The organism is Variovorax sp. ZS18.2.2, assembly GCF_024701975.1.
Lineage (GTDB): Bacteria > Pseudomonadota > Gammaproteobacteria > Burkholderiales > Burkholderiaceae_C > Variovorax.
On record NZ_JANLNM010000004.1, the window covers coordinates 449,911 to 471,416 of the forward strand.

Below are 21,506 nucleotides of genomic sequence, written 5' to 3' on the forward strand. Positions count from 1 at the left end.
GTGGGCAGGGACCGAGAACTATAGCTAGCACGGGATGGCCTTTTATGACAATCTCGTGACAATCAAGGCCATCGCCCGGAGGCCGGGGCCTCCCGCCGCCCAAAGCGAATGCCTATGGCTTCATTTGCGTGCCAACTCAGCGGATCGGCGCCGGCATCGGCGCGATGATGATCGGCGCCGGAGCCGGTGCAGGCATCACGGCGGGTGCCGGCATCACGACCGTGGTGACCGATTCGCGGATCACGCCGCCGCCCATCACGCTGCCTTCGACACTGGCGCTGGTGTTGCCTGCGCCGCCGAGCACGCGGGCTTCGCAATCCCTGCGATCACCGGGCGACTACTGCAGGCCGCAGCGCGCGAGCGCATTGGCGCGGTAGTCGGGTGCGCCGGTCAGGCCGCCGCGCGCGGCTTCCTGGCGGGCGGCGCCGGCTTCGCGGATGCAGGCTGCGCGGTCTTGCTGGTTGTGGCCGCAGACCGAGAGCTCCTGCTGGTAGATGCCGCCACGGCCGCTTTGTGCGGTGGCCAGGGTGGCGCTGGCCATGCCGCCGACGGCGAGCAGGGCGATGAAGATCGAACGGGTGTTGCTTTTCATGATGTTCTCCTGGGAGGGATCAGAGCAAATCAACGTGCCGGCGCGGGTTGCGCAGGCAGGGGCGTCACGGTTTCGCGGATCACGCCGCCGCCCATCACGCTGCCTTCGGTGGTGGTGCGGGCGCCGCCCTTGATGCGGGCTTCGCAATCGGCCTGGTCGGCAGCGGGTTGTTCGGCACAGCGCGCGAGGGCGTTGACCTGGCCGCGTGCCGGGCTCGGCGTGGTGAGGCCGGCGCGGCCGGCTTCCTGTTTCGCGGCGCCGGCTTCACGCAGGCACGCCGCACGGTCTTGCTGCACGCCGTCGCACACGGCGCGTTCCTTCTGTGCGCGGGCATCCGTGCCGGGCGCTTGCGCGCTGGCGGTCTGTGCGCCGAAGACGATGAAGCCGCCGGCGGCGAAGAGGGCCGTGGCGGAAAGAAGGGAACGAACTGTTGTTGTCATGCGGGCTCCTGGTTGGGGCGCGCATGCCTGCGAGAGGCATTGCGCGACCGGAGCCACAGTGTTGTGCCGACCCTGGCCCGCGGTGTGTGGGACAGGCCCGTTCACCGGGCGGGCCGGACGCGCCCCTGTGTGTGGGACACGTCCGTCAACCCCGGGATCAGCCTGCCGCGATGCGCTGTGCGAGGTGAGCGAGCGCTTCCTCGACCTGGTCGACCAGGATCAGCGACAGGTCACCCGGCTGCAAACGGGCCAGCGCCGTATCGATCGCCACGAACTCGCCGCGGATCTCGTCGATCTGGCGCGTGCGGCCCGCGCCCTGCAGGCCCTGGCGCAGCAGCGCCATCACCTCGCCATCGGCGCGGCCCCTTTGCGCGGCATCCTGATAAAGGATCACATCGTCGAAGGCTTCGCCGAGGATCGCCGTCTGGTCGCGGATGTCCGAATCGCGCCGGTCGCCCGCGCCGCTGATCACCACCGAGCGCTTGTTGGCCGGCATCGTGTCCACGGCCGAGACCAGTGCGCGCATCGCGTCGGTGTTGTGGCCGTAGTCGGCGATCACGGTCGCGCCGCGGTAGTCCATGACGTTGAAGCGCCCGGGCACGCCGGCCGCGTCGTTCATGAAGCTCGCGAGGCCGCTGCGGATCGTGTCCCAGTCCAGGCCCACGGCCCAGGCCGCGGCCACCGAAGCCATCACGTTGTCGACCTGGAAGCCGATGGTGCCGTTGCGCGTGATCGGCACGTCGCGCAGTGCAATGCGCTCACGCCACGAGCCTTCGGCGGCCACCAGCGTGTCCTGGTCCACATAGACGGTGCGCTTGCCCTGCGCGCGGTGCGTGGCCATCACCGGGTGCATGCGGTCGGCGGTGAAGAAGATCACATGGCCGGGGCAGCCGGCCGCCATGGCGGCAACGTTCACGTCGGCCGCATTCAGCACCGCGTAGCCGTCGGCGGCCACGTTGCGCACGATCACGCGCTTCAGCACCGCAAGGTCTTCCACGGTGGTGATGTAGTTCAGGCCCAGGTGGTCGCCGCTGCCGATGTTGGTGACCACGGCCACCTGGCAGCGGTCGAAGCCGAGGCCTTCGCGCAGCACGCCGCCGCGGGCCACTTCGAACACGGCCGCATCGACGTCGGGGTGCATCAGCACGTTGCGCGCGCTCTTCGGGCCGCTGCAGTCGCCGCTGTCGGTCTGCCGGCCATCGACGTACACGCCGTCGGTGTTGGTCATGCCGGTGCGCAGGCCGCTGGAGGCGAGCAGGTGGTTGATGAGGCGCGCGGTGGTCGTCTTGCCATTGGTGCCGGTGACGGCGACCACGGGAATGCGGCCGTCGTCGCCGTGGGCGAACATGGTGTCCATCACCGCTTCGCCGACCGCGCGGCCACGGCCGAACGAGGGCGAAATGTGCATGCGCAGACCCGGCGCGGCGTTCACTTCGACCACGCCGCCGTGCTGCTCTTCGAGCGGGCGCAGCACGTTCTCGCAGACCATGTCGACGCCGCAGATGTGCAGGCCCACCATCTGCGCCGCATCGACCGCGCGCGCGGCCACTTCGGGGTGCACGGTGTCGGTCACGTCGGTGGCGGTGCCGCCGGTGGAGAGGTTCGCGTTGTTGCGCAGCACCACGCGCTGGCCGCGCTCGGGCACGCTCTCGGGCGTGAGGCCCTGCGATTCGAGCCGGCCGATGGCGATGTCATCGAGGCGGATCTTGGTGAGCGAGGTGGCGTGGCCCTCGCCGCGGCGCGGGTCGAGGTTCACGGTGTCCACCAGTTGGCGCACGGTGAGCTGGCCGTCGCCGATCACCTGCGGCGGATCGCGCCGCGCGGCGGCCACGAGCCGGTCGCCCACCACCAGCAGGCGGAAGTCGAAGCCCGGCAGGAATTTCTCGACCATCACTTCGCCGTAGACGGCGGCCGAGTCGTAGGCCGAGGTCAGCTGTTCCTTGGTGGTGATGTTGACGGTGACGCCCTTGCCCTGGTTGCCGTCCTGCGGCTTGACCACGACCGGCAGGCCGATTTCACCGGCCGCGACCCAGCCGTCTTCGGCGCTGGAGACGGGGCGGCCCAGCGGCACCGGCACGCCGGCGGCGTTGAGCAGCTGCTTGGTCAGTTCCTTGTCCTGCGCGATCGATTCGGCCACGCCGCTGGTGCTGTCGACCTCGGCGGCCTGGATGCGGCGCTGCTTGGCACCCCAGCCGAATTGCACCAGGCTGCCGCTCGTGAGGCGACGGTATGGAATGCCGCGCGCCACGGCGGCATCGACGATGGAGCCGGTGCTCGGGCCGAGGCGCTCGGATTCGTCCAGGTCGCGCAGGTCGGTGATGGCGGCGGTGGCGTCGAAGGGCGTGTCGGCCAGCGCGGCGGCGATCAGCTGTTCGGCCAGTTCGATCGCGCGGCGGCCCACGGCCTCTTCGCTGTACTGGAACACGACCTGGTAGACGCCGTCTTCCACCGTCGGCGCGGTGTGGCCGAAGTTGACGGCGCAGCCGGCCTGCGCCTGCAGCGCCACGGCCGCGTTTTCGAGCACATGGGCGAGCGCCAGCGGCTGGCCCAGCACCATCGGGTGCAGTTCGCCAATGGTCGGGAAGCGGGCGCGCAGGCGCGCTTCGAAACCGGCGAGCTTGCTGATGGCGTTTTCATCGCCTTCGCAGGCCACGACCGCTTCGATGGCGGTGTGGCGGCTCCAGAGATTGGGCCCGCGAAGGGCTCGGATGCGGGTGACTTTCATGGGGCACTGACTTATTCAAGAAACACCGTGGAACCGGCTTTGCCGGGCCACTGGTGTTGCCCCCGGTAGGGGGTTGGAGAAGCGACACGAAGTGCGCGAAGCCTGGGGGCGAGCATCATTCATGCGAATTGGGGTTGAAGGGGCTGCGTTTGCGAGAGTTGCAGCGAAGCCAGGGCCGCCTGCAGGTCGGCTTCGAAAGCCTCCACGCCGGCGCCGATCAGGTTCAGCGGAATGCCCATGGCCCAGGCGGCGGCCACGGCGGCCAGCAAGCTTTCGAGCGTCACACCGGCATGGGTGGCGCGCCAGATCGTGAGGCGCCCCAGGCCCGGCAGGAACGATTCGCTGCTGCCGTTGGCCAGCACCACGCGGTCTTGCCGCACGAGCACGGCCTTGCCGCCGGCGCTCTGGTGCGCGGTGAGTGCTGCGGCCTGCGGGTCGGCCGAATACAGGATGACGGCGCCATCGCACAGTGGCGCGAGGCCGGCCACGCGCGCATCGGCCGCATTCAGCACGGCCGTACCTTCGCCCAGCACCACGTCGACCTGGGTGCGCAGCACCTTCACCATCTGGTCGCTCTCGGTGATGTCGTAGTCGGCGAGCGCTTCGGCGCCTTCGAGGTCGGTCACGATGCCGACTTCGCAGCGGTCGTAGGCCAGGCCGTCGCGCAGGATGGTCTCGGCGCCGTTCTCGATCACCACGGCCTGCACCGCGCGGTTCACGAGCAGGCGGTGGCCGGCTTCCCAGTTGGCGCTGTCGCGCGCATCGACGCGGCGGCGCTCCAGGAACAGGCCATCGCGGCAGGCCAGGCCCGTGTGGCGCCCGCCCAGGTTGATGAGCCAGGCAACCAGGCGCGCGAGCACCGCGGTGTCCTGCGAGCCGGCCACGCCGACCACGGGAATGCGGCCGGGCGCGTCGTTGGGGAACAGGTGGTCGCAGATCGCGCGGCCCACCGGGCGCGGCGAGCCGACGGCCGGCTTCAGGTGCATCAGGAGACCCGGGCCGGCGTTGACTTCGACGATCGCGCCGCGCTGCGGGCCGAGCGGCTTGGAGATGTCCAGCGCCACGAGGTCGATGCCCGCGATGTCCAGGCCCACCACGCGCGCGGCCAGCACGGCGGCGTGCGCGACTTCGGGGTGGACCTGGTCGGTGCAGTCGTTGGCCATGTTGCCGTTGCGCTGGATCGTGACCACGCGGCCGGCGGCCGGCACTGCCGCGCCATCGAGTTCCTGGCGTTTGAGTTCGAGCTGCAGCTTGGCGTCGGTGGCCAGCACGATCAGGTCGAGCGGGTATTCCTCTTCGGCGCCGCGGCGCGGGTCGCTGTTGAGCTGCTTTTCGATGAGTTCGGCCACGCTGAGCTTGCCGTCGCCGGTCACGGTGATGATCTCGCCGCGCGCGGCCGCCACCACTTCGCCGCCCACCACCAGCAGGCGGTGTTCGTGGCCGCGGATGAAGCGCTCGACCATCACGTCGCTGCCTTCGGGCTCGGCGACCGCGAAGGCGGCCATGACTTCTTCGCGCGTCGTCAGTTCGAGCGACACGCCGCGGCCGTGGTTGGCATCCGAGGGTTTCACGACCACCGGCAGGCCGATGTCCTCGGCGGCTTCCCAGGCTTCTTCGGCACTGGCGACGATCTGGCCTTCGGGCACCGGCACGCCGCAGCTCGCGAGCAGGGACTTGGTCAGTTCCTTGTCGCTGGCGATCGATTCGCCGATGGCGCTGGTGTAGTCGGTCTCGGCGGTCCAGATGCGCTGCTGATTGGCGCCGTAGCCCAGTTGCACGAGGTTGCCGCTGTTCAGGCGCATGTGCGGGATGCCGCGGTCGGTGGCGGCGGAAACGATGGCGGCGGTGCTCGGGCCGAGGTAGCAGTCTTCGACCTTGGCCTTGACCGCGTCGACGGCCTTTTGCACTTCGGCAGCGGTGAACGGGTCGTTGTTGATGGCGGCCATCAGGAGCTTGTGCCCCTCGGCCAGCGCCACTCGGGCGACCTGCTCGTCGCGCGCCCGGAACACCATGCGGTAGACGCCGTGCTCCGAGGTGCTACGGGTTTGCCCGAACCCGGTCGGCATGCCGGCCAGGTTCAGCAGTTCGATGACGACGTGCTCGAGCACGTGGCCCGACCAGGTGCCTTCGGTCAGCCGCTGGATGAAGCCGCCGCGCTCGCCCACGCCGCAGTGGTGCTCGATGAGCGCCGGCAGCAGGCCCGTGAGGCGGTCGGTGAAACCGTCGATCTTGTTGGAGGGGAAATCTTCCAGTTGGCCCAGATCGAGCCAGACTTCGAGCACCGGACGGTAGGTCCAGAGGTTGGGACCGCGCAAATAGTTGATGCGCAGCAGGCGGATGTCGTCGAAACGGGTCATGCAAACGTTCGATGTGCTTTGGCCGAGCACCACGGCGCCTTCAAGCGCGCCCATGGCAATCAGTCAGAATCGGCGCCCGACAAAGGACGCCATGACGCGGTCCCTGCGGCCCGCGACGGGCAAGAGTCAAAGAAACACAATGCAACATCACGATCCAGTCGGCACCCGGGAGGGCGAAATCGAGGCGGCTTCAGACGCGCTGAAAAACCGGCTCGCAGTCGCGGAAAACGTTCTGGTAACACTGGCGGTTGACCTCGATTACGAACTTCGTTTCGCTTTCGGCTTAGTTGCCCTGACTGACCAGCGCCTGATTGCGCTGGAGCCGGGCGGCGAATGGTGTGAGTGGCCGCTCACAGAACCCGCACTTCAATTGCGCCTGGCCGACCATTCGGGCGTCGGCACGCTTGACCTGATCGGCCCCGATGGCCGTTTGGCGCGCTGGCGCTACACGCTGGCCAGCCAGGCCAATGCGCTGCGCCTGCTCAAGCTCTTCGGTCAGCGCGCGACCGATGTCGCGGAGGCGACACCCGAGGCCATCGACGGCGACGAGCCGGCCGACACCGAACTCCAGACCCCCCCCTCGACCTGGGTGCTGCTGCGCCTGGGCCGTTTCGCCAAGCCGTACCGCAAACAGCTTTTCCTGGGGTTTTTCCTGACCCTGCTTTCGACCGCCGCCACGCTGGTGCCGCCGTACCTGACCATTCCGCTGATGGACGACATCCTGATCCCGTTCCAGAACGGCAAGCAGATCGATCCGGGCCTGGTGGGCCTCTACCTGAGCGGCCTCCTGGGCGCCGCGCTGCTGGGCTGGGGCCTGGGCTGGGCGCGCACCTATCTGCTGGCACTGGTGTCCGAGCGCATCGGCGCGGACCTGCGCACCAGCACTTATGAACACCTGCTGACCCTGCCGCTCGACTATTTCGGCGGCAAGCGCACCGGCGACCTGATGTCGCGCATCGGCTCGGAAACCGACCGCATCAACGTCTTCCTGTCGCTGCATGCGCTCGATTTCGCCAACGACGTGCTGATGATCGTCATGACGGCGGCCATCCTGATCTCCATCAACCCGCTGCTTGCGGTGGTCACGCTGGTGCCGCTGCCCTTCATCGCCTGGATGATCCACGTGGTGCGAGATCGCCTGCGCACCGGCTTCGAGAAGATCGACCGCGTCTGGTCCGAGGTGACCAACGTGCTGGCCGACACCATTCCCGGCATCCGCGTGGTCAAGGCCTTTGCGCAGGAACGCCGCGAAGCCGACCGCTTCCGCACCGCCAACGCCTACAACCTGCAGGTCAACGACAAGCTCAACCGCACCTGGTCGGTGTTCACGCCGACCGTGTCGCTGCTGACCGAAATCGGCCTTCTCGTGGTGTGGGGCTTCGGCATCTGGCAGGTCTCGCGTGGCAGCATCACGGTGGGTGTGCTCACCGCCTTCATCGCCTACATCGGCCGCTTCTATACGCGCATGGATTCGATGAGCCGCATCGTCTCGGTCACGCAGAAGGCCGCCGCCGGCGCCAAGCGCATCTTCGACATCCTCGACCACGTGAGCAACGTGCCCGAGCCGGTGAACCCGGTGAAGGTGGAGCGCGTGCAGGGCCGCATCGAGATGAGCGGCCTCGGTTTCCGCTACGGCTCGCGCGCGGTGATCCACGACCTGAACCTCGTGATCGAACCCGGCGAGATGATCGGCCTCGTGGGCCACAGCGGCTCGGGCAAGAGCACGCTGGTCAACCTGATCTGCCGCTTCTACGACGTGACCGACGGCGCCATCAAGGTCGACGGCACCGACATCCGCCGCTTCGCCGTGGCTGACTACCGGCGGCATGTGGGGCTGGTGCTGCAGGAGCCGTTTCTCTTCTTCGGCACCATCGCGCAGAACATCGCCTACGGCAAGCCCGACGCCACGCGCGAAGAGGTGGTGGCCGCCGCCCGCGCCGCGCACGCGCACGACTTCATCCTGCGCCTGCCGCACGGCTACGACTCGCTGGTCGGCGAGCGCGGCCAGGGGCTCTCGGGTGGCGAGCGCCAGCGCATCAGCATTGCGCGCGCACTGCTGATCGATCCGCGCATCCTGATCCTCGACGAAGCCACTTCGGCGGTGGACACCGAGACCGAGAAGGAAATCCAGAAGGCGCTGGACAACCTCGTGCAGGGCCGCACCACCATCGCCATCGCCCACCGGCTGTCGACGCTGCGCAAGGCCGACCGGCTCGTGGTCATGGACCGCGGCGAGGTGGTCGAGGTCGGGCCGCACGATGCGCTCATGGCCAAGCAGGGCGCCTACTGGCGGCTCTACCAGGCGCAGCTGCGCCAGGCCGACGACGATGCGAGCGAAGGTGCTGTCGACGAACGCGCCGGCGCGCAGTTGCCACTCATCAGCCACGCAGCCCATCCGGCAGGTGACGCATGACAGACAACACCACATTTGATCTGGAGCGCGACGCCTTCGGCCGCCTCGTGCTGACCGACGCCCAGGGCGAGCGCCACGTCGGCATCACGCCCGTGCGCGCCTTTCCGCTCACGGCGCCCGGCGAGGGCATCTCGCTGGTCGGCGGCGACGGCCGCGAGCTGGTCTGGATCGACCGCGTCGAGACGCTGCCGCCGCAGACCCGGGCATTGCTCGAGGAAGAACTCGCGGTGCGCGACTTCGCCCCCACGCTGCTGAAACTGCACAAGGTCTCCAGCTTCGGCGTGCCCAGCACCTGGACCGTGAGCACCGACCGCGGCGACACCAGCTTCGTGCTCAAGGCCGAGGAAGATATCCGCCGGCTCGAAGGCGGCGCGCTGCTGATCGCGAGCGCGCACGGCGTGCAGTTCCGCATTCCCGATACGAAGGCGCTCGACCGGCCTTCACGCAAGCTGCTCGAACGGTTCCTCTAAGAAAGCCGCTCGGCCGTCCTAGTGCGCGCCGACCGACACCATGACCTGCATCGGCGGGGCCTTCTCGAAGAACATCGTCATCTCGTAGCTGCGGCCCCATTGCAGCGGCACCTTCAGGTTGCGCAGCACCATGTGCGGGCGGTCCTTGCCGAAATCGAGCTTGTCGGCCGGCGCAAAGTCGATGCTCTTGATCGCCTTGGCCGAGGGCGCGTCGCTGCTGCGAAATTCCACCGACTCGGCGTAGGGCGTGCTCACGCGCACCAGGCGGTCCTTGCTGCGCACGCTTTCCATGGTGAAGTAGATCGGTGCGGACGCCAGCTGGCCTTCTTCCGTGGCGTCGGCCCAGGGATGGATCAGCGTGAAGTCCAGGCCGTAGTACTCGTGCGCCGAAGCGGCGATCGGCGAGAGCACCAGCGTCAGCAAAAGGACGCGCCGCACGGCGGAAGCGATGCGGGAGAAGCGCGGGGTGGGTGTCATGGGGTCGGGAATGAAAGAAGAGAGAGTTCGACGCCTCAGCTCGAAAAGGACATCGCGTAGCCCCACGCATCGAGCCGATGCGGCATGGCGTTGAAGGCGAGGGTGGTGCGCGTTGCCCCGCGGTTCACCGGCACCTCGTGCAGCAGGTAGCTCGGAAACAGCAGCAGGTCGCCCGCGGCCGGCGTCGGGCCGATCCACCGTTCGGCGTTGAAGGGGCCGGTGGCGCTGCGCGGGTTGGCGTTGCTGAACACGTAGTCGCGCCCGCCCAGGCTGCGGATGAAGGCCGTGTTGCTCGCCGGCTCGCAATCGCTCAGATAGAGGATGCCCGAGGCAAAGCTGTTGGCGTGGTTGTGCACCGTCTGCTGGCCGCCGGCCTGCATCACGTTGAGCCACATCTCCTTCAGGCGCCACTGCAGCGCCTCGCCGAAGAGCAGCGTGCCGAATTCGCGCAGCGGCGCATCGAGGCGCTGCGCCACTTCGCGCAGCAGCGGTGCGTCCTCCGGCGACAGCAGGCGGCTGTGCGCCAGCGCGTCGGAGCGATGGTTTGCCTGCGAGAGGCCATCGCCGAGCTGCGCGAGCACCCCGGCGACCAGCGCAGCGTCCAGGCAACCTTCGACGCGCATCACCGGCGTCGGGAAGAGCTCGAAGACCTGCGCGCGAGGTGAAGGAGACGAAGGCTCGGTCATGGCAATCAGCCCGCGATCGCGACGATGCGCGAGATCGTCCAGAAGCTCGCCAGCGCGCCGATGCCGTAGAGCGCCGGCCGCTTCACGGCGAGCGCGAAGGCGTAGCGCCGCAGCAGCACCACAAGGCCCCACGCCAGCGCCACCACCAGCAGCTGCCCGGCTTCGACGCCGAGGTTGAAGCTCAGCAATGCCAGCGGAATGTTCTGCTGCGGCAGGCCGATGTCCTTCAGTGCACCGGCGAAGCCCAGGCCGTGGATCAGCCCGAACAGGAAGGCGACGAGCGCGGGCCAGCGGCGGCTCCAGGTCTGCCGGTCGTGCAGCGCCTCGGCGGCGACCAGCACGATCGACAGGGCGATGGTCGCTTCCACCGGCGGCGATCGCAGCGTCAGCCAGCCCAGTGCGCTGGCCGCGAGCGTGAAGCTGTGCGCCAGCGTGAAGGCCGAGATGGTGCCGATGAGCCGCTTGTTCAGCCCGACCAGGAAGAGCAGGCCGATGACGAACAGCAGGTGGTCGATGCCGCTCAGGATGTGCTCGACGCCCAGGATGCCGTACACCTTGGCCAGCTCCAGGCCGCCGCGTTCGTCGCGCGCGCCGCCGAAAAGCCGCACGCTGGGCTGCGAGCCGCTCAGCGTGTGCACGCTCTGCTGGCCGTCGCGCCAGTAGATGCGTACCAGCGCGGCCGAATACGCCTTGCCCACGCCCTCGACTGACAGCGTGCCCGCCATCGGCCCGGGGCACTGCACGGTCTGCGCATCGCCCACGCAGCCCTCGGGCCAGGTCGGCGTGAGTTCCTCGGAAACGGGCCGGCTCTTGCCCGGCGCGCCCCAGGCCCAGACGAACTGGCCCGTGGCGACCTCGCGCATCGTCATCTCGGCGATGCTCATCTCGTGCGCGCCGGCACCGGCCGCGTGCCAGCCGATGGCCAGCGCGAACAGCGCGCGCAGCGCCAGGCGCCAGAGTGCCGTTGCCGTCATGGCCGTCACGGTTTCGGGCCCTCCATGCGGACGGCGTACTTCCTGCCCATCTCGCGCACCGCGTCGGAGGTGAGCTGCGCCATCGTGTCGTCCTTCCAGTCCTGGTGCACCGAATCCTTCATGTCGTCGAACTTCGCCGTCGTGCCGGGCTTGATCGCTTCGACGCGCACCACGCGCAGGCCCGCGGTGCTCGCCACGGCCTGCCATTCGCCGGGCTTGAGCTGCGTCAGCCTGTCGGCGAAGTCGCTGCCGTAGCTCTCCACCAGGTTCGTGCGCGGGCGGTCCTTGAAGACGCGCAGGTCGCTTTGCGAGTCGCTCTTGGCCGTGCCGTTCAGGGCGGCGGCGAAGGTCTCCAGCGCCTCGGGCGTGCTGTCGCCGATGACCACCGCCTCCATGAAGTCGTAGCGGGTCGGCGTGTCGTAGCGGTCGCGGCGCGCCTCGAACCAGGCGCGCAGCCGCGGCTCGTCGATCGGGGGCAGGCTGAGGCCGCTGCGCGCGATGCTCATGGCCTTGAAGATCACGCGCTCGCGGATGGTGCTGTCGCCGCGGTCCAGGCCGAGCGACAGGCCTTCGCGGTAGAGCACCTCGTTGTCGACCCAACGGTCGACGAGCTTCTTCATGTCACCGGGCGTCGGCTCGCGCTTCATGCCGGCCACGAAGATCTCGCGCACTTCCTTCTGCACGTCGGCGCCGACGACGATGGTCTGCGGGTCTTCTCGGCGGGCATTGAGCAGGTGGTCCGCGCCGAACAGCAACAGGCCGAGGACGAGGAAGTGAAGCAACGGCTCGCGTGCGGCGCGTTTCAGGGCGTTGGAAATGTCCATGGGTGGGCGGTGAAGGTGAAAGGATTGAGAGGCCGCGTGATCGGGGCGCTCACGGCGCCGGTGCGGCGGTGCGCGGGGCATGGGCGCAGGTGGCGCCCGTGCCGTCGAGTGCGGTGGCGATGGCCTGCGCGCGTGCCGGGTCGCTGTCGCGCAGGGCCCGGGCCATGGCCACCAGCGGCTCGCAGGCGGGCCGGAATTCGGGGCTATGGCGCAGCAGGTCCAGCAACGGCGCCTGCACGCGCTGCAGCATCTGGCCCGGGTCGGCGACGGGGCGGACGGTGGCGCCGAAGTCGAGGTAGCGGCGGCGCGCGGACCAGTAGGCCTGCATGCGGTCGGCCTCGGTGCCCCGCGATGTGCGCAGCAGTTCGGCGGCGCGCGGCTGCAGTTCGTCCAGCAGCTGCAGCAGCCGCTCGCGCGGCGTCGATGGCGGCGCATAGGTGGCCCACGGCGCCTGGTGCACGACCACCGGGCGGTCGTCGGTGTTGGCGGTGGCGCCCTGGGCAAAGCGCGCGAGCGTCGCGGGGCCGGCCAGCACGCTGCCGACCACTGCGAATTCATCTTCGAGGCGCGCGGCCGCCAGCTGCGGCGAGCCGGCCAGTCGCGCGAGCCGGGTGCGCACGGCGGCCAGGTCGATGGCCGGCTCGTCCGGCCGCGCGATCAGGCCAAGCACCGGCGTGTCGAGGCTGTTGCTGGCCAGCACCGCGATTCCGTCCGGGTACACGGCGAGGAAGGCCGCGACGATGCTGCGCAGCGTGCCCAGGTCCATCTGGTGCAGCGCGAGCCATTGGCAGAAGACGCCGCCGGGTGCGAGGCGCGCGCGGACGGCCGCGAACTGCTCTTGGGTGTACAGCGCGCCGGCGCCACTGCGCGCGGGATGGAACAGGTCGGCCACGATCACGTCGTAGCGCGCGCCGGAGGCCTGCACGAAGCGCCGCGCATCGGCCGGCACGGTGTGCACGGGCTGCAGCGGCATCGGTGCGGCGGGATATTTTGCGAACAGGTCGGCGGCGGCGATCACCTCGGGCAGCAGTTCCACCGCATGCACCTGCAAGCCCGCCTCCTGCGCCGCGGCCGCGGCCGTGAAGCCGGTGCCCAGTCCGAGGAAGAGCGCCTGCCGGGGCGGCGCCGTGTGCAGCAGCAGGGGCAACTGCGCCAGGCGCCACTCGACCAGCCCGCTGGCGCTGCTGCCTTCCTGCGCGCGGTTGTTGATGCGCAGCCGCGCCACGCCGTCGGCGTCGGCCACCACGCTGACCGCGGCCATCACGCCGTCGCGGTAGCTCAGCACCCGGCCGCCGTCGGGCACGTCGACGAAGCGCAGGTTCGCGCCCCACAGCACCGAGGCGCCGGCCGCCGCGGCGATCAGCAGGTTGTGCGGGCGCCGCCAGCGCGCGGGCGATTGCAGCAGCAGGTAGCCCGCGACCATCAGGGCCAGGCCGGCCGGCGCACCGACCGCCGGAATGAGCCACACGCCGACCAGCGCGGGGGCCGCCGCCGCGCCCGCGGTGTTGAGCGCCAGCGCGCGGCCGAGCGGCCGGCCGGCGGACTGTGCCTCGATGCACAGGTGCGTGAACAGCGCGCCCATCACCAGCGTCGGCGCCCACATGGCGGCCGCAGCCGCGAGCGCTTCGCCCGCCAGCGCACCGGCCGCGCCGGGACCCATCCAGCGGGCGGGCCAGGCGCACAGCACATCGGCCCAACCCAGGGCCAGGCCCGACAGCAGCACCGCGGCGGCCAGCGCGAACAGCAGTTGGTCCCGCAGCCGGCGTGCATCGTCCGCGCGATGGGCCAGGCGTTGATAAATCGCGGCGCCGGCAGCCGTACCGAGCAGGTACATGGCGAGCAGCAACGCGTAGCTGTAGACGGTGCTCTCGGTGACCTGGCTGAGCACACGCACGGCGAGTACTTCGTAGCCGATGCCGAGCACGCCGGTGGCCGCCAGCAGGGTCGACACGCGAGGGCCGGCGGCCGCTCGCGCTTGTGCCGGTGCAGGCGTCTCGGGCACTACCGGCGCATCGCGCCAGAGCCACCACGCCAGCGCCGCGCACACCGCATTCGCCGCAGCGCAGAGGAGCGCGGTGCGCAGCAGCCCGCCGTGCGGAATCGCGACGAACACCGCCAGCAGCAGGCCGAGCACCGCGCCGAAGGTGTTGGCCGCATAGAGCCCGCCGAGGCGGCTGCGCGCGGCGCTCAACTGGCGCTCGAGCGCGGGCAGGGTGGCGCCCATCGCCGCGCTGGCGGGCAGCAGCAGGAGGAACGGAAAAAGGAAGGCGACCGTCCAGTGCCGCAGCACCGAGGGTTCGGGGCCGATCAGCAGCGCCGTCGCCTGGATCAGCGAGGGCATGGCCATGGTGAGGACGAGGCCCCATGCCAGCAGCAGCACCTCGCAGCCGGCATACCAGCGCCCGGGCCAGCGGCTGCGTGCCAGCGTCCGGCCCAACATCTGCGCGCCGAGCGCGAGGCCGCCGAAGAAGGCGGCCAGCACGGCCAGCACCGCAACGATCTCGTGGCCCATGGCGGCGCCGAATTCGGCGGTCCAGACCATCTGCCACGCCAGCGCCGCGGCGCCGGACAAGACCATCAGCAAGTGAGCGGCGGAGAGTTCCGGGCGCACGCCATCCGCCCGTCGAGCGGATGACAACATTTCATGGAGCCCGTCGGGCATGGCGCTCCGGATTTCTTCTGACATGGATCTGCACCAGGGACCGCCCCGCCGCACAAGGCAACAGGCACGGACCGTGGTGGCTTCTTTTCTTACTTGATGCCGGCGACCCTGACGGTGTTCACGACTTCGATGAACACCGGGTTGCTGTAGAACCAGAGGTCGGACCAGCCGGCCACGTCATGGCTCGAGTACTTCGTGCCCGACAGCGTGCGCATGTGGGTCGGGCAGGCGGCGTCCGAGCAGGCGATCTTGCCCGGCTGGGTGCCGTCGGACGGGTTCGAGGTGAAGTCGAGCAGCGGGTTGCCGTCGGCATCGGTCTCGAAGGGCACCGAGGCCGGCAGGTTGCTGCCGCGCAGGCGGAAGTACTGCGAAGCCTTGGCGGCCGGAACCACGTAGCTCATCATCCGCGTGCCGTCGGGCAGGGCCGTCCAGTTGGTGCTGTTGAACACCTTGGCGACCTTTGCCGTCGTGTTGGTGGCGGCCTTCGAGCCCAGCGTGCCGGCGTAGTTCTCGGTGTCGGACGGGCTGACCATGCCCTTCACCATCCCGTTGATCACGTCCACGTGGTCCAGCACCGGCGCATTGAGCGGCTGCGTGATGTTCACTTGCTTGAGCGACGGGTTCGGGAACGAGTACGGCGAGTTGTTGGTGCCTTGCGGATCGCGCAGCACCACCGTCACCACCAGGTCCGCGCCCGGGCGCACGACCAGCTTCTCGCCCATGGTCGCGCAACCGTTGATGCGCACGTCGCCGTTGGCCGACGCGGCGTTCTGGCCGGCCTTCTCGAACAGGGCGTTGCCCGCGCTGCGCGGCAGGCCGGGGTTGGCGGCGCACACCGTGAACGACAGGCGATCGATCAGCTGGCCGTTGGCCACGAAGCTGTTGCCGCTGCGCAGGCCGTCGATGATGCCGTTGGCCGTGAGGTTGTTGCTGCCCTTGCGCACCATCACGTAGTCGCGGGTGTACTCGCCGGGGAAGAAGTCGGCGGTGCTCTCGCGCTGGTCGGCGCCGAAGCTGCCGCGGTTGTGATAGTCGGAGCTCGCGAAGAAGAACCAGTTGCGGCCTTCGCCGAGCAGCGCATCCCACACGCCGCCCACGGTCGCGGCGTAGACGCCCGTGCCGCCGTAGGTGCCGCCGCCCACCGCGTTGGTGGTGTAGCTGCCGCGGTTGCCTTCGGCCTGGTGGCCCGGCATCGACTCGAAACCGAAGGCGACCTTCGGTGCGGCGTTGTTGAAGTTGCGCAGGTGCTCGATGTTGAAGCCGTTGCTGCCGGTCGGGTTGTAGGCACCCGCGCGTTCCAGGTGGGCCGGAACGAAGTAGCTGGAGGTCGGCGCCTTCTCGTTCATCCACTTGATGCCTTCGACGGTCTTCAGGTGACCGAGGTTGGGCGTGGCGCCGCTGTTGTTGCCGGTGATCTTGCGCGCGGCGGAGTCCAGCAGGTTGTTGTTGTTGCTGCCGTTCACGGTGCAATCCCACTGGTTCTCCGCGCCGCGGCTGGTGTCGCCGTCGCTGCGGTCGAAGCAGTACTCGTACTGCGCCTGCAGCGCGGCATTGCCGCCGGCGGCGGTCGAGGGCCAGGGCAACTGGCCCGGCAGCACGTTGGTCGACACGTGCTCATGGCCCGGCGCGTTCTGCTCCACGCCGATCCAGATCGGCTTGTTGCGGGCGCGGCTCTCGGCCTCGATCACGGGGTATTGGTATTCCTTGATTTCCTGCCAGCGCCACATCTTCTTGGGCGTGTCGGTGCCGTCGCCCTTGATGCCGGCGCGGCCGTTGGGCAGCGTCGCTTCCCAGGTCTGGTTTGGACCCTTGCCCATGCTGGCGGGTTGACCGGGGTTCGGGTAGGTGTTGGGCGGGTACGGGCCGGTCGCGCTGTTGGTCAGGCCCAGGGCCGGCGCCACCGGCTCGAACGGGTCTTCGGCCAACGTGCAGTTGCGCGCGCTGTTGCCGCCGTGGTCGGCCTGGACGAACCAGTCCAGGCCGAAGGTCTTGGCCGACTTGTCGACCAGCTTCTGCACCGACAGCGAGCCGTCCGAGCAGGTCGTGTGGTTGTGGAAGTCGCCGGCGACGTAGGTGCCGCTCGCCTTGGTGTCCGCGCGGTCGGCGGCCTGGGCGAGGCTCAAGGGAATCGCGGCGATGCTGGCCAGCGCGACCAGCGCAAGTTCGCGTCGGGGAAAAGGAGTCTTCATGAGAGGAATTTCCGTGTTCGGTTCGTGATGGAGAACAGGCGGCTCAGGCCTGCTTCTGGTCGCCGAGCAGGCGGAACTTGCCGCCGACGTACGACAGCTGCGTGGTGAAGGTCACGGCGGTGGTGTCGACATCCGAGTTGGTCAGCGTGGCGGTCAGCGTGCACACGTTGGCCGCATTGCAGCCGGTGATGGTGACTGCCGACAGCTTCACGGACGGGAAGGACGACAGCTCCGTCGAGAACAGCAGCAGCGCGGCGGCTTCCTGCGCCAGGGCGTCGCGCACCTGCGGCTTGGAATAGCCAGCGTCCAGGAAGGTGTCGTCGAAGTTGTTGAGGAAGGCGGAGTTGGTCAGGCCGCCGTAGCTGTTGAGTGCGGCCAGGCCGCTGCCGTAGTCGGTGGCGAACGCCGCCGCCTGCTGGGTCGTGTCGTTCGAGCCGCCGCCCGCGCCGCCGCCGGAGGGTGGTGGGAAGAAGAAGGCTTGGCCGCCGCCGTCACTGCCACCGCCGCAGGCGGTCAGTACGGCCAGCAGGCTGCTGGCGAGCAGGAATCGGAAACGCTGACCTTGAGATGAATTCATGGCGGATGCCTTTCTCTTTTCTGAAGTGAGTTGTGGATGAAGGGCTGTGTTTTTTCGGGGCGCGTGCGTCCCGTCACCGAAAAGTTCACTCTATTTTTCGGTTGTTACGTTGCCGTGAATTTGAGGGTCCGAAGCTTTCTTTTTTGAAAGCTTTGCAATCCGTACACAGTCGCCGCGTGCAGGCAAACCTCCATCGCCGATGTCGCGATGAAGGCTTGAAGTGGTGCTGATCCCGCCCGCTCAGCCCAGAGGCTGAGAGGCAGAGGCGGCGATGGCTAGAAAGTCCAGCGCGCGCTGACACGCGCGCTGCGCGGCTCCATCGGATGCACGTGGCGGCCGTCGATGCCCTCGCCGCAGGCACCGCTGGCGATCTCGCCTGCCGAGCACGAGGCGTAGGCGTATTCGATGTCGTTGCCCTTCTTGCCGGCGAGATTGAAGACGTCCAGCCCAAGCGTGAGCCGTGGGTTGACGGCGTAGCGAATGCCCAGGTTGAGCAGGGTCGCGGCCTTGGAGCGTTCGATGTTGCGCGAGTCGAGGGCGCGTGGGCCCAGGTAGCGCAGCCGCAGCGACGTGGTGAGCGGGCCTTGCGTGTACGTGACGCCGGCGGCAAACACCTTCTCGACCGCGTTGTCGATGTAGTTGCCTTCGCCTTCCGGCGCGAGCCCCTTGAACCGCGCGCGCGACACCGCACCGTCGAGCTCCAGGCGCCAGGCGTCGGCCAGCTTCCAGCGCATCGTCGCCTCGATGCCGCGGCGGCTGCTGGCGCGTCCGGGCTCGGTGGTGCCGGCGTCGCCGACATACACGAGTTCGGAGTCCAGCCTGAGCTGCCACAGCGCCACCGTCGCGGTGAAGTTCTCGTCGGGCTGGAAGCGCCAGCCCAGCTCCGCGCCCCGTCCCTTGACCAGCGCCGGCACGCGGTCGGCGGCCGCACCGCTCGCGGGGTCGACGGCGATGGTCGCGCCGCGCACGTCGTTGCTGTGAAAGCCGACGCCCGCGTTCAGGTAGAGCTCGTGCTGCGGCGTCAGCGCGAAGGCGAGGCCGGCCTTGGGGCTCGCGATCGAGTCATGCCCCTTGCCGCTGTTGACCGCGCCGTACACGGGCTCGAGGCCGTCGACGCGGTAGCGCAGCATGTCGCCGCGCACGCCCGCATAGCCGCGCAGCCGGTCGGTGAAATACACCAGCTGCTGGCCGTACACGGAGAACAGGTCCTGCGAGACCTTGTCGTTGCGCACCGTCGAGAGCCGCTCGCGGGCCTGCGTGTTGTAGAGGCCCACCTCCGAGATCCGGTCGCCGCGCCAGCTCGCACCGAAGCTCAGCACACCGTCCAGCCCGCCGAACTTCGTGGGCATCGTGTGCGCCGCCTGCGCGCCGAAGATGCGTCGGCGGTCGGTCTGCTCGAACTGGTCGCCGTTGACCGGGTTGTTCAGGAAATAGGTGAAGTCGGAGAACAGGTCGAAGCGGTAGGCAATTGCATAGGCGCTGATCGTCGTCTCGCCTTCCGGTCCCTTGTCGAACCATTTGCCCGACAGGCTCACGCGCTCGGTGGTGCCGCCGTCGGTGGGGTTGAGCGAACCGAAGCGCGAGAGTTGCCCGCTGTCGATCAGGCGCTCGGGCACCTGGTCGGTCGAGGTCCACCGGCTCTTGTAGGCCATGCCGGTGACGCTGAATCCGCGCGTGGGCGAGCCCTGCGAGTAGCGCGCCACGGCGCTCACCTTGCGCAGGTTCTCCGGCACGTCCCAGGGCCCGTTGTTGCCCTCGATCTCGATGGCGCCCAGCCAGGTCTGGTCCTGCCGGGTCTGCGAGCCCGCGGCCAGCAGGCGCTTGAAGTTGTTGGCGCCCAGCGTGAGTTCGGCAAAGGGCGCGTCCAGCACGCTGAAGTAGTCGAGCGACGCGCTGCCCGCGAGCGAGAAGTCGCCGCCCTCGGCGAAGTACGGCCCCTTGCGGTAGCGCACCCCCGACACGAGCTCGGGAATCAGGAAGTTCAGGTCGGCATAGCCCTGGCCGTGTCCGTGCGTGGGCATGTTCACCGGCATGCCGTCGACCGTCACCGCGAAATCGGTGCCGTGGTCGAGGTTGAAACCGCGCAGGAAGTACTGGTTGGCCTTGCCGTCGCCCGAGTGCTGCGTGGCGACCACGCCCGGCACCGCCTCGACGATGTCGCCGGGCCGCAGCTTGGGCCGGGCCTGGAACGACTCGCGCTCCGCCGCGCCTTCGCTCGCGCTGTCCGCCGAGCCCACGGTGGCATCGCGCGGCCCCTGTACCTCGATCTCCCGCAAATGACTTTCCTGCGCGCAAGCGGCGCTGGCGGCGAAGACCACCCCCAGCAGCAGCGGCCGCCGAAGTGGCTGTCCGACCCTCATTGAAAAACCTTGTTTTGTTTGAAAGCCCGCGGATTCTTCACAGAATGAGTGACGCCGCCATGACGCGCCGGGCGAAATGGCTCAGGCGAGCGGGCTGCCCCCCGCCGGACGCAGCGCCATCGGCTGTTTCACCGCCCTGGCCCAGCGGTGGCCCCAGTCGGTGATCGGCTTCTCGAACCAGCGGTAGAGCTGGTCCGAGAACACCAGCGCCACCGCGAACGAAAGAAAGAGCAGCGTGCCGCCCACGATGGTGGGGCCCGGCAGCACCGCGATCACCGCGTGCGCGGCGGTGTACTGCACCAGGTACATCGCATACGACCGGTGCCCGACGAACACCAGCGGCTTCGATGCCAGCGCTCGGGCGACCCAGGTGCGGGCGGCGATGAGCGCGGGGATCAGCATCGCGATCAGCAGGCTGTACAGCGCGATGGCCGAGGCATCGCCGATGCGTCCGGCAATCACCGGGAAGCGCCGATGCACCACCAGCAGCGCCAGCACGAGCGCGATGGCCGCGCCATGGCTCATGAAGCAGCGGACCAGCCCGAAGGTGCGGCGTGCATTCATCAGAATGGCCAGCCCCGAGCCGAACAGCATGCCGACGTAGTTCTGCGGAAGCAGCAGCTTCCACTGGAAGTCGCCGATGCCGATCATGGCCAGCGCCACGAGGCAGAAGCCGACGGTCGCCAGGCCCGACCTGAGCGTCGCACCGAAGGCCACGAGCAACGCGGGCCAGACCAGGTAGTACTTCCACTCCACGCCCAGCGTCCAGGTCATGTGCAGGGGCGCCATGTCGGCCAGCTCGTTGAGCAGCGTCAGGTAGTAGGGCGTGGCCGCCTTCATCTGCTCCCAGGTGCCGTCTTGCGCGACATGGCTCAGGCCCAGCACGGCGAGGAAGACCAGCAGGTAGAGCGGCAGCAGGCGGGTGGTGCGGCGGATGTAGAAGGCCTTGAGCGACACGCCGCCGGTGCTGTCGCGCTCGCGCAGCAGCAGCGTGGTGATCAGGAAGCCGGAGAGGACGAAGAAGGCGTGGACGCCGAGCCAGCCCGAGAAACGTGTCCAGCCGATGCCGCCGAAATGGTCACTGAAGACGAGGAAAACGGAGACGGCCCGCAGGCCGTCGAGTGCGCCGAAATTGCGTGTGCCCTGAAAGTCTTCGAAGCTGATCGCGGTGCCGCGCTCGCCCATCTTGTTGCCCCCTGCATTGTTGGTGCAGGATTTTGCATTGACAAGGCGTTACAACCCCCATGACGAAAGTCACGATGTGGGGTGGAATCAACGCGCGGCGAACCAGCGCAGGGCCAGGGCGCCCGCCGCCGCGGCCACGCCGCTCACCAGCGTGCCCCAGGCGATGTCGATGAACGACAGCGCCAGCGGCCAGTTGCGGATCACCGCCAGGTTCGTGAGGTCGTAGGTGGCATAGCAGAAGAGGCCGAAGAGCGCACCCAGAAGGGCGGCCCGGGCGACGCCCTGCGCCTCCATGCCCGGCAGGATCGCGAAGACCAAGAGGCCGACGGGATAGATCAGGTAGAACACCGCCGCGAAGGCCAGCCGGGGTTGCGGCGACATCAGGTCGCCCATCGCCTCCTGGTACATGCTCTTGGCGACGACGCCGAGCCAGAGCATGTCGATCACCAGCAGCACGACGAAGGTGGCGGCCCATGCGACGAGGTGTTTGGTGCTCATCCGCGGGATCGTATCCGCGCCCCAGGCCGGGCCTGCGAAAATCGCGTCTTTGGACTACAACGGCCCCGCTGACGGAC

Annotated in this window: 17 protein-coding genes; 2 read left to right on the top strand and 15 right to left on the bottom strand. The window is 68.8% G+C overall.

Going from position 1 to position 21,506, the window contains the following annotated elements; all coding sequences use genetic code 11:
- Window positions 1-136: 136 nt before the first annotated feature.
- The 5 genes from NU688_RS33985 to cphA (NU688_RS18975) form a co-directional block, all read right to left on the bottom strand.
- Complete coding sequence (locus NU688_RS33985; RefSeq protein ID WP_308340315.1) at window positions 137-304, bottom strand: hypothetical protein; 168 nt, start codon at window positions 302-304, stop codon at window positions 137-139.
- 33 nt (window positions 305-337) lie between these two features.
- Window positions 338-592: a hypothetical protein gene (locus tag NU688_RS33990; protein ID WP_308340316.1), complete on the bottom strand. Its 255-nt coding sequence runs from the start codon at window positions 590-592 to the stop codon at window positions 338-340.
- Between the two features lie 29 nt (window positions 593-621).
- Window positions 622-1,032: a hypothetical protein gene (locus NU688_RS18965; RefSeq protein ID WP_257862338.1), complete on the bottom strand. Its 411-nt coding sequence runs from the start codon at window positions 1,030-1,032 to the stop codon at window positions 622-624.
- Window positions 1,033-1,189: 157 nt separating this feature from the next.
- Window positions 1,190-3,757, bottom strand: coding sequence for a cyanophycin synthetase (cphA, locus tag NU688_RS18970; protein WP_257862339.1), 2,568 nt, complete (start codon window positions 3,755-3,757; stop codon window positions 1,190-1,192).
- A 119-nt stretch (window positions 3,758-3,876) separates the two neighbouring features.
- On the bottom strand, window positions 3,877-6,168 hold the full coding sequence (gene cphA / locus NU688_RS18975) for a cyanophycin synthetase (RefSeq protein WP_374684662.1): 2,292 nt from the start codon (window positions 6,166-6,168) through the stop codon (window positions 3,877-3,879).
- An 85-nt stretch (window positions 6,169-6,253) separates the two neighbouring features.
- Here cphA (NU688_RS18975) and NU688_RS18980 point away from each other — a divergent pair, with 85 nt between their 5' ends.
- Together NU688_RS18980 and NU688_RS18985 are read left to right on the top strand one after the other, a co-directional pair.
- Entirely contained in the window at window positions 6,254-8,527 is a 2,274-nt protein-coding gene (locus NU688_RS18980; protein ID WP_257862341.1) for an ABC transporter ATP-binding protein, read from the top strand.
- On the top strand, window positions 8,524-8,997 hold the full coding sequence (locus tag NU688_RS18985; RefSeq protein WP_257862342.1) for a DUF1854 domain-containing protein: 474 nt from the start codon (window positions 8,524-8,526) through the stop codon (window positions 8,995-8,997). The genes NU688_RS18980 and NU688_RS18985 overlap by 4 nt, the downstream gene beginning before the upstream one ends.
- Before the next feature lie 18 nt (window positions 8,998-9,015).
- Here NU688_RS18985 and NU688_RS18990 read toward each other — a convergent pair whose 3' ends face one another.
- The 10 genes from NU688_RS18990 to NU688_RS19035 form a co-directional block, all read right to left on the bottom strand.
- Window positions 9,016-9,474: a copper chaperone PCu(A)C gene (locus NU688_RS18990; protein ID WP_257862343.1), complete on the bottom strand. Its 459-nt coding sequence runs from the start codon at window positions 9,472-9,474 to the stop codon at window positions 9,016-9,018.
- Window positions 9,475-9,509: 35 nt separating this feature from the next.
- On the bottom strand, window positions 9,510-10,160 hold the full coding sequence (locus NU688_RS18995) for a 2OG-Fe(II) oxygenase family protein (RefSeq protein WP_257862344.1): 651 nt from the start codon (window positions 10,158-10,160) through the stop codon (window positions 9,510-9,512).
- 5 nt (window positions 10,161-10,165) lie between these two features.
- On the bottom strand, window positions 10,166-11,134 hold the full coding sequence (locus NU688_RS19000; protein ID WP_257862421.1) for a HupE/UreJ family protein: 969 nt from the start codon (window positions 11,132-11,134) through the stop codon (window positions 10,166-10,168).
- 5 nt (window positions 11,135-11,139) lie between these two features.
- Window positions 11,140-11,958: a peptidylprolyl isomerase gene (locus tag NU688_RS19005; protein ID WP_257862345.1), complete on the bottom strand. Its 819-nt coding sequence runs from the start codon at window positions 11,956-11,958 to the stop codon at window positions 11,140-11,142.
- 49 nt (window positions 11,959-12,007) lie between these two features.
- Entirely contained in the window at window positions 12,008-14,599 is a 2,592-nt protein-coding gene (locus tag NU688_RS19010; RefSeq protein ID WP_257862346.1) for a fused MFS/spermidine synthase, read from the bottom strand.
- A gap of 110 nt (window positions 14,600-14,709) precedes the next feature.
- Window positions 14,710-16,809 carry a hypothetical protein gene (locus NU688_RS19015; RefSeq protein ID WP_257862347.1) on the bottom strand — a complete coding sequence of 700 codons (2,100 nt, stop codon included), beginning with the start codon at window positions 16,807-16,809 and terminating at the stop codon, window positions 14,710-14,712.
- A gap of 43 nt (window positions 16,810-16,852) precedes the next feature.
- Complete coding sequence (locus NU688_RS19020; RefSeq protein ID WP_257862348.1) at window positions 16,853-17,386, bottom strand: hypothetical protein; 534 nt, start codon at window positions 17,384-17,386, stop codon at window positions 16,853-16,855.
- 275 nt (window positions 17,387-17,661) lie between these two features.
- Window positions 17,662-19,746 (bottom strand): TonB-dependent receptor, encoded by a 2,085-nt coding sequence (locus tag NU688_RS19025; RefSeq protein ID WP_257862349.1) that lies wholly within the window; start codon window positions 19,744-19,746, stop codon window positions 17,662-17,664.
- Between the two features lie 81 nt (window positions 19,747-19,827).
- A complete protein-coding gene (locus NU688_RS19030) occupies window positions 19,828-20,931 on the bottom strand; it encodes an acyltransferase (RefSeq protein ID WP_257862350.1) in 1,104 nt (367 codons plus the stop codon).
- An 87-nt stretch (window positions 20,932-21,018) separates the two neighbouring features.
- Window positions 21,019-21,429 (bottom strand): DUF2177 family protein, encoded by a 411-nt coding sequence (locus NU688_RS19035; RefSeq protein WP_257862351.1) that lies wholly within the window; start codon window positions 21,427-21,429, stop codon window positions 21,019-21,021.
- Between the last annotated feature and the right edge of the window lie 77 nt (window positions 21,430-21,506).

What these genes read in the sequence shown, in the direction of transcription:
- NU688_RS33990 (WP_308340316.1), bottom strand. Translation starts at nt 592, where the DNA reads ATGAAAAGCAACACCCGTTCGATCTTCATCGCCCTGCTCGCCGTCGGC.
- NU688_RS18965 (WP_257862338.1), bottom strand. Translation starts at nt 1,032, where the DNA reads ATGACAACAACAGTTCGTTCCCTTCTTTCCGCCACGGCCCTCTTCGCC.
- cphA (WP_257862339.1), bottom strand. Translation starts at nt 3,757, where the DNA reads ATGAAAGTCACCCGCATCCGAGCCCTTCGCGGGCCCAATCTCTGGAGC.
- cphA (WP_374684662.1), bottom strand. Translation starts at nt 6,168, where the DNA reads ATGGGCGCGCTTGAAGGCGCCGTGGTGCTCGGCCAAAGCACATCGAAC.
- NU688_RS18980 (WP_257862341.1), top strand. Translation starts at nt 6,254, where the DNA reads ATGCAACATCACGATCCAGTCGGCACCCGGGAGGGCGAAATCGAGGCG.
- NU688_RS18985 (WP_257862342.1), top strand. Translation starts at nt 8,524, where the DNA reads ATGACAGACAACACCACATTTGATCTGGAGCGCGACGCCTTCGGCCGC.
- NU688_RS18990 (WP_257862343.1), bottom strand. Translation starts at nt 9,474, where the DNA reads ATGACACCCACCCCGCGCTTCTCCCGCATCGCTTCCGCCGTGCGGCGC.
- NU688_RS18995 (WP_257862344.1), bottom strand. Translation starts at nt 10,160, where the DNA reads ATGACCGAGCCTTCGTCTCCTTCACCTCGCGCGCAGGTCTTCGAGCTC.
- NU688_RS19000 (WP_257862421.1), bottom strand. Translation starts at nt 11,134, where the DNA reads ATGACGGCAACGGCACTCTGGCGCCTGGCGCTGCGCGCGCTGTTCGCG.
- NU688_RS19005 (WP_257862345.1), bottom strand. Translation starts at nt 11,958, where the DNA reads ATGGACATTTCCAACGCCCTGAAACGCGCCGCACGCGAGCCGTTGCTT.
- NU688_RS19010 (WP_257862346.1), bottom strand. Translation starts at nt 14,599, where the DNA reads ATGTTGTCATCCGCTCGACGGGCGGATGGCGTGCGCCCGGAACTCTCC.
- NU688_RS19015 (WP_257862347.1), bottom strand. Translation starts at nt 16,809, where the DNA reads ATGAAGACTCCTTTTCCCCGACGCGAACTTGCGCTGGTCGCGCTGGCC.
- NU688_RS19020 (WP_257862348.1), bottom strand. Translation starts at nt 17,386, where the DNA reads ATGAATTCATCTCAAGGTCAGCGTTTCCGATTCCTGCTCGCCAGCAGC.
- NU688_RS19025 (WP_257862349.1), bottom strand. Translation starts at nt 19,746, where the DNA reads ATGAGGGTCGGACAGCCACTTCGGCGGCCGCTGCTGCTGGGGGTGGTC.
- NU688_RS19030 (WP_257862350.1), bottom strand. Translation starts at nt 20,931, where the DNA reads ATGGGCGAGCGCGGCACCGCGATCAGCTTCGAAGACTTTCAGGGCACA.
- NU688_RS19035 (WP_257862351.1), bottom strand. Translation starts at nt 21,429, where the DNA reads ATGAGCACCAAACACCTCGTCGCATGGGCCGCCACCTTCGTCGTGCTG.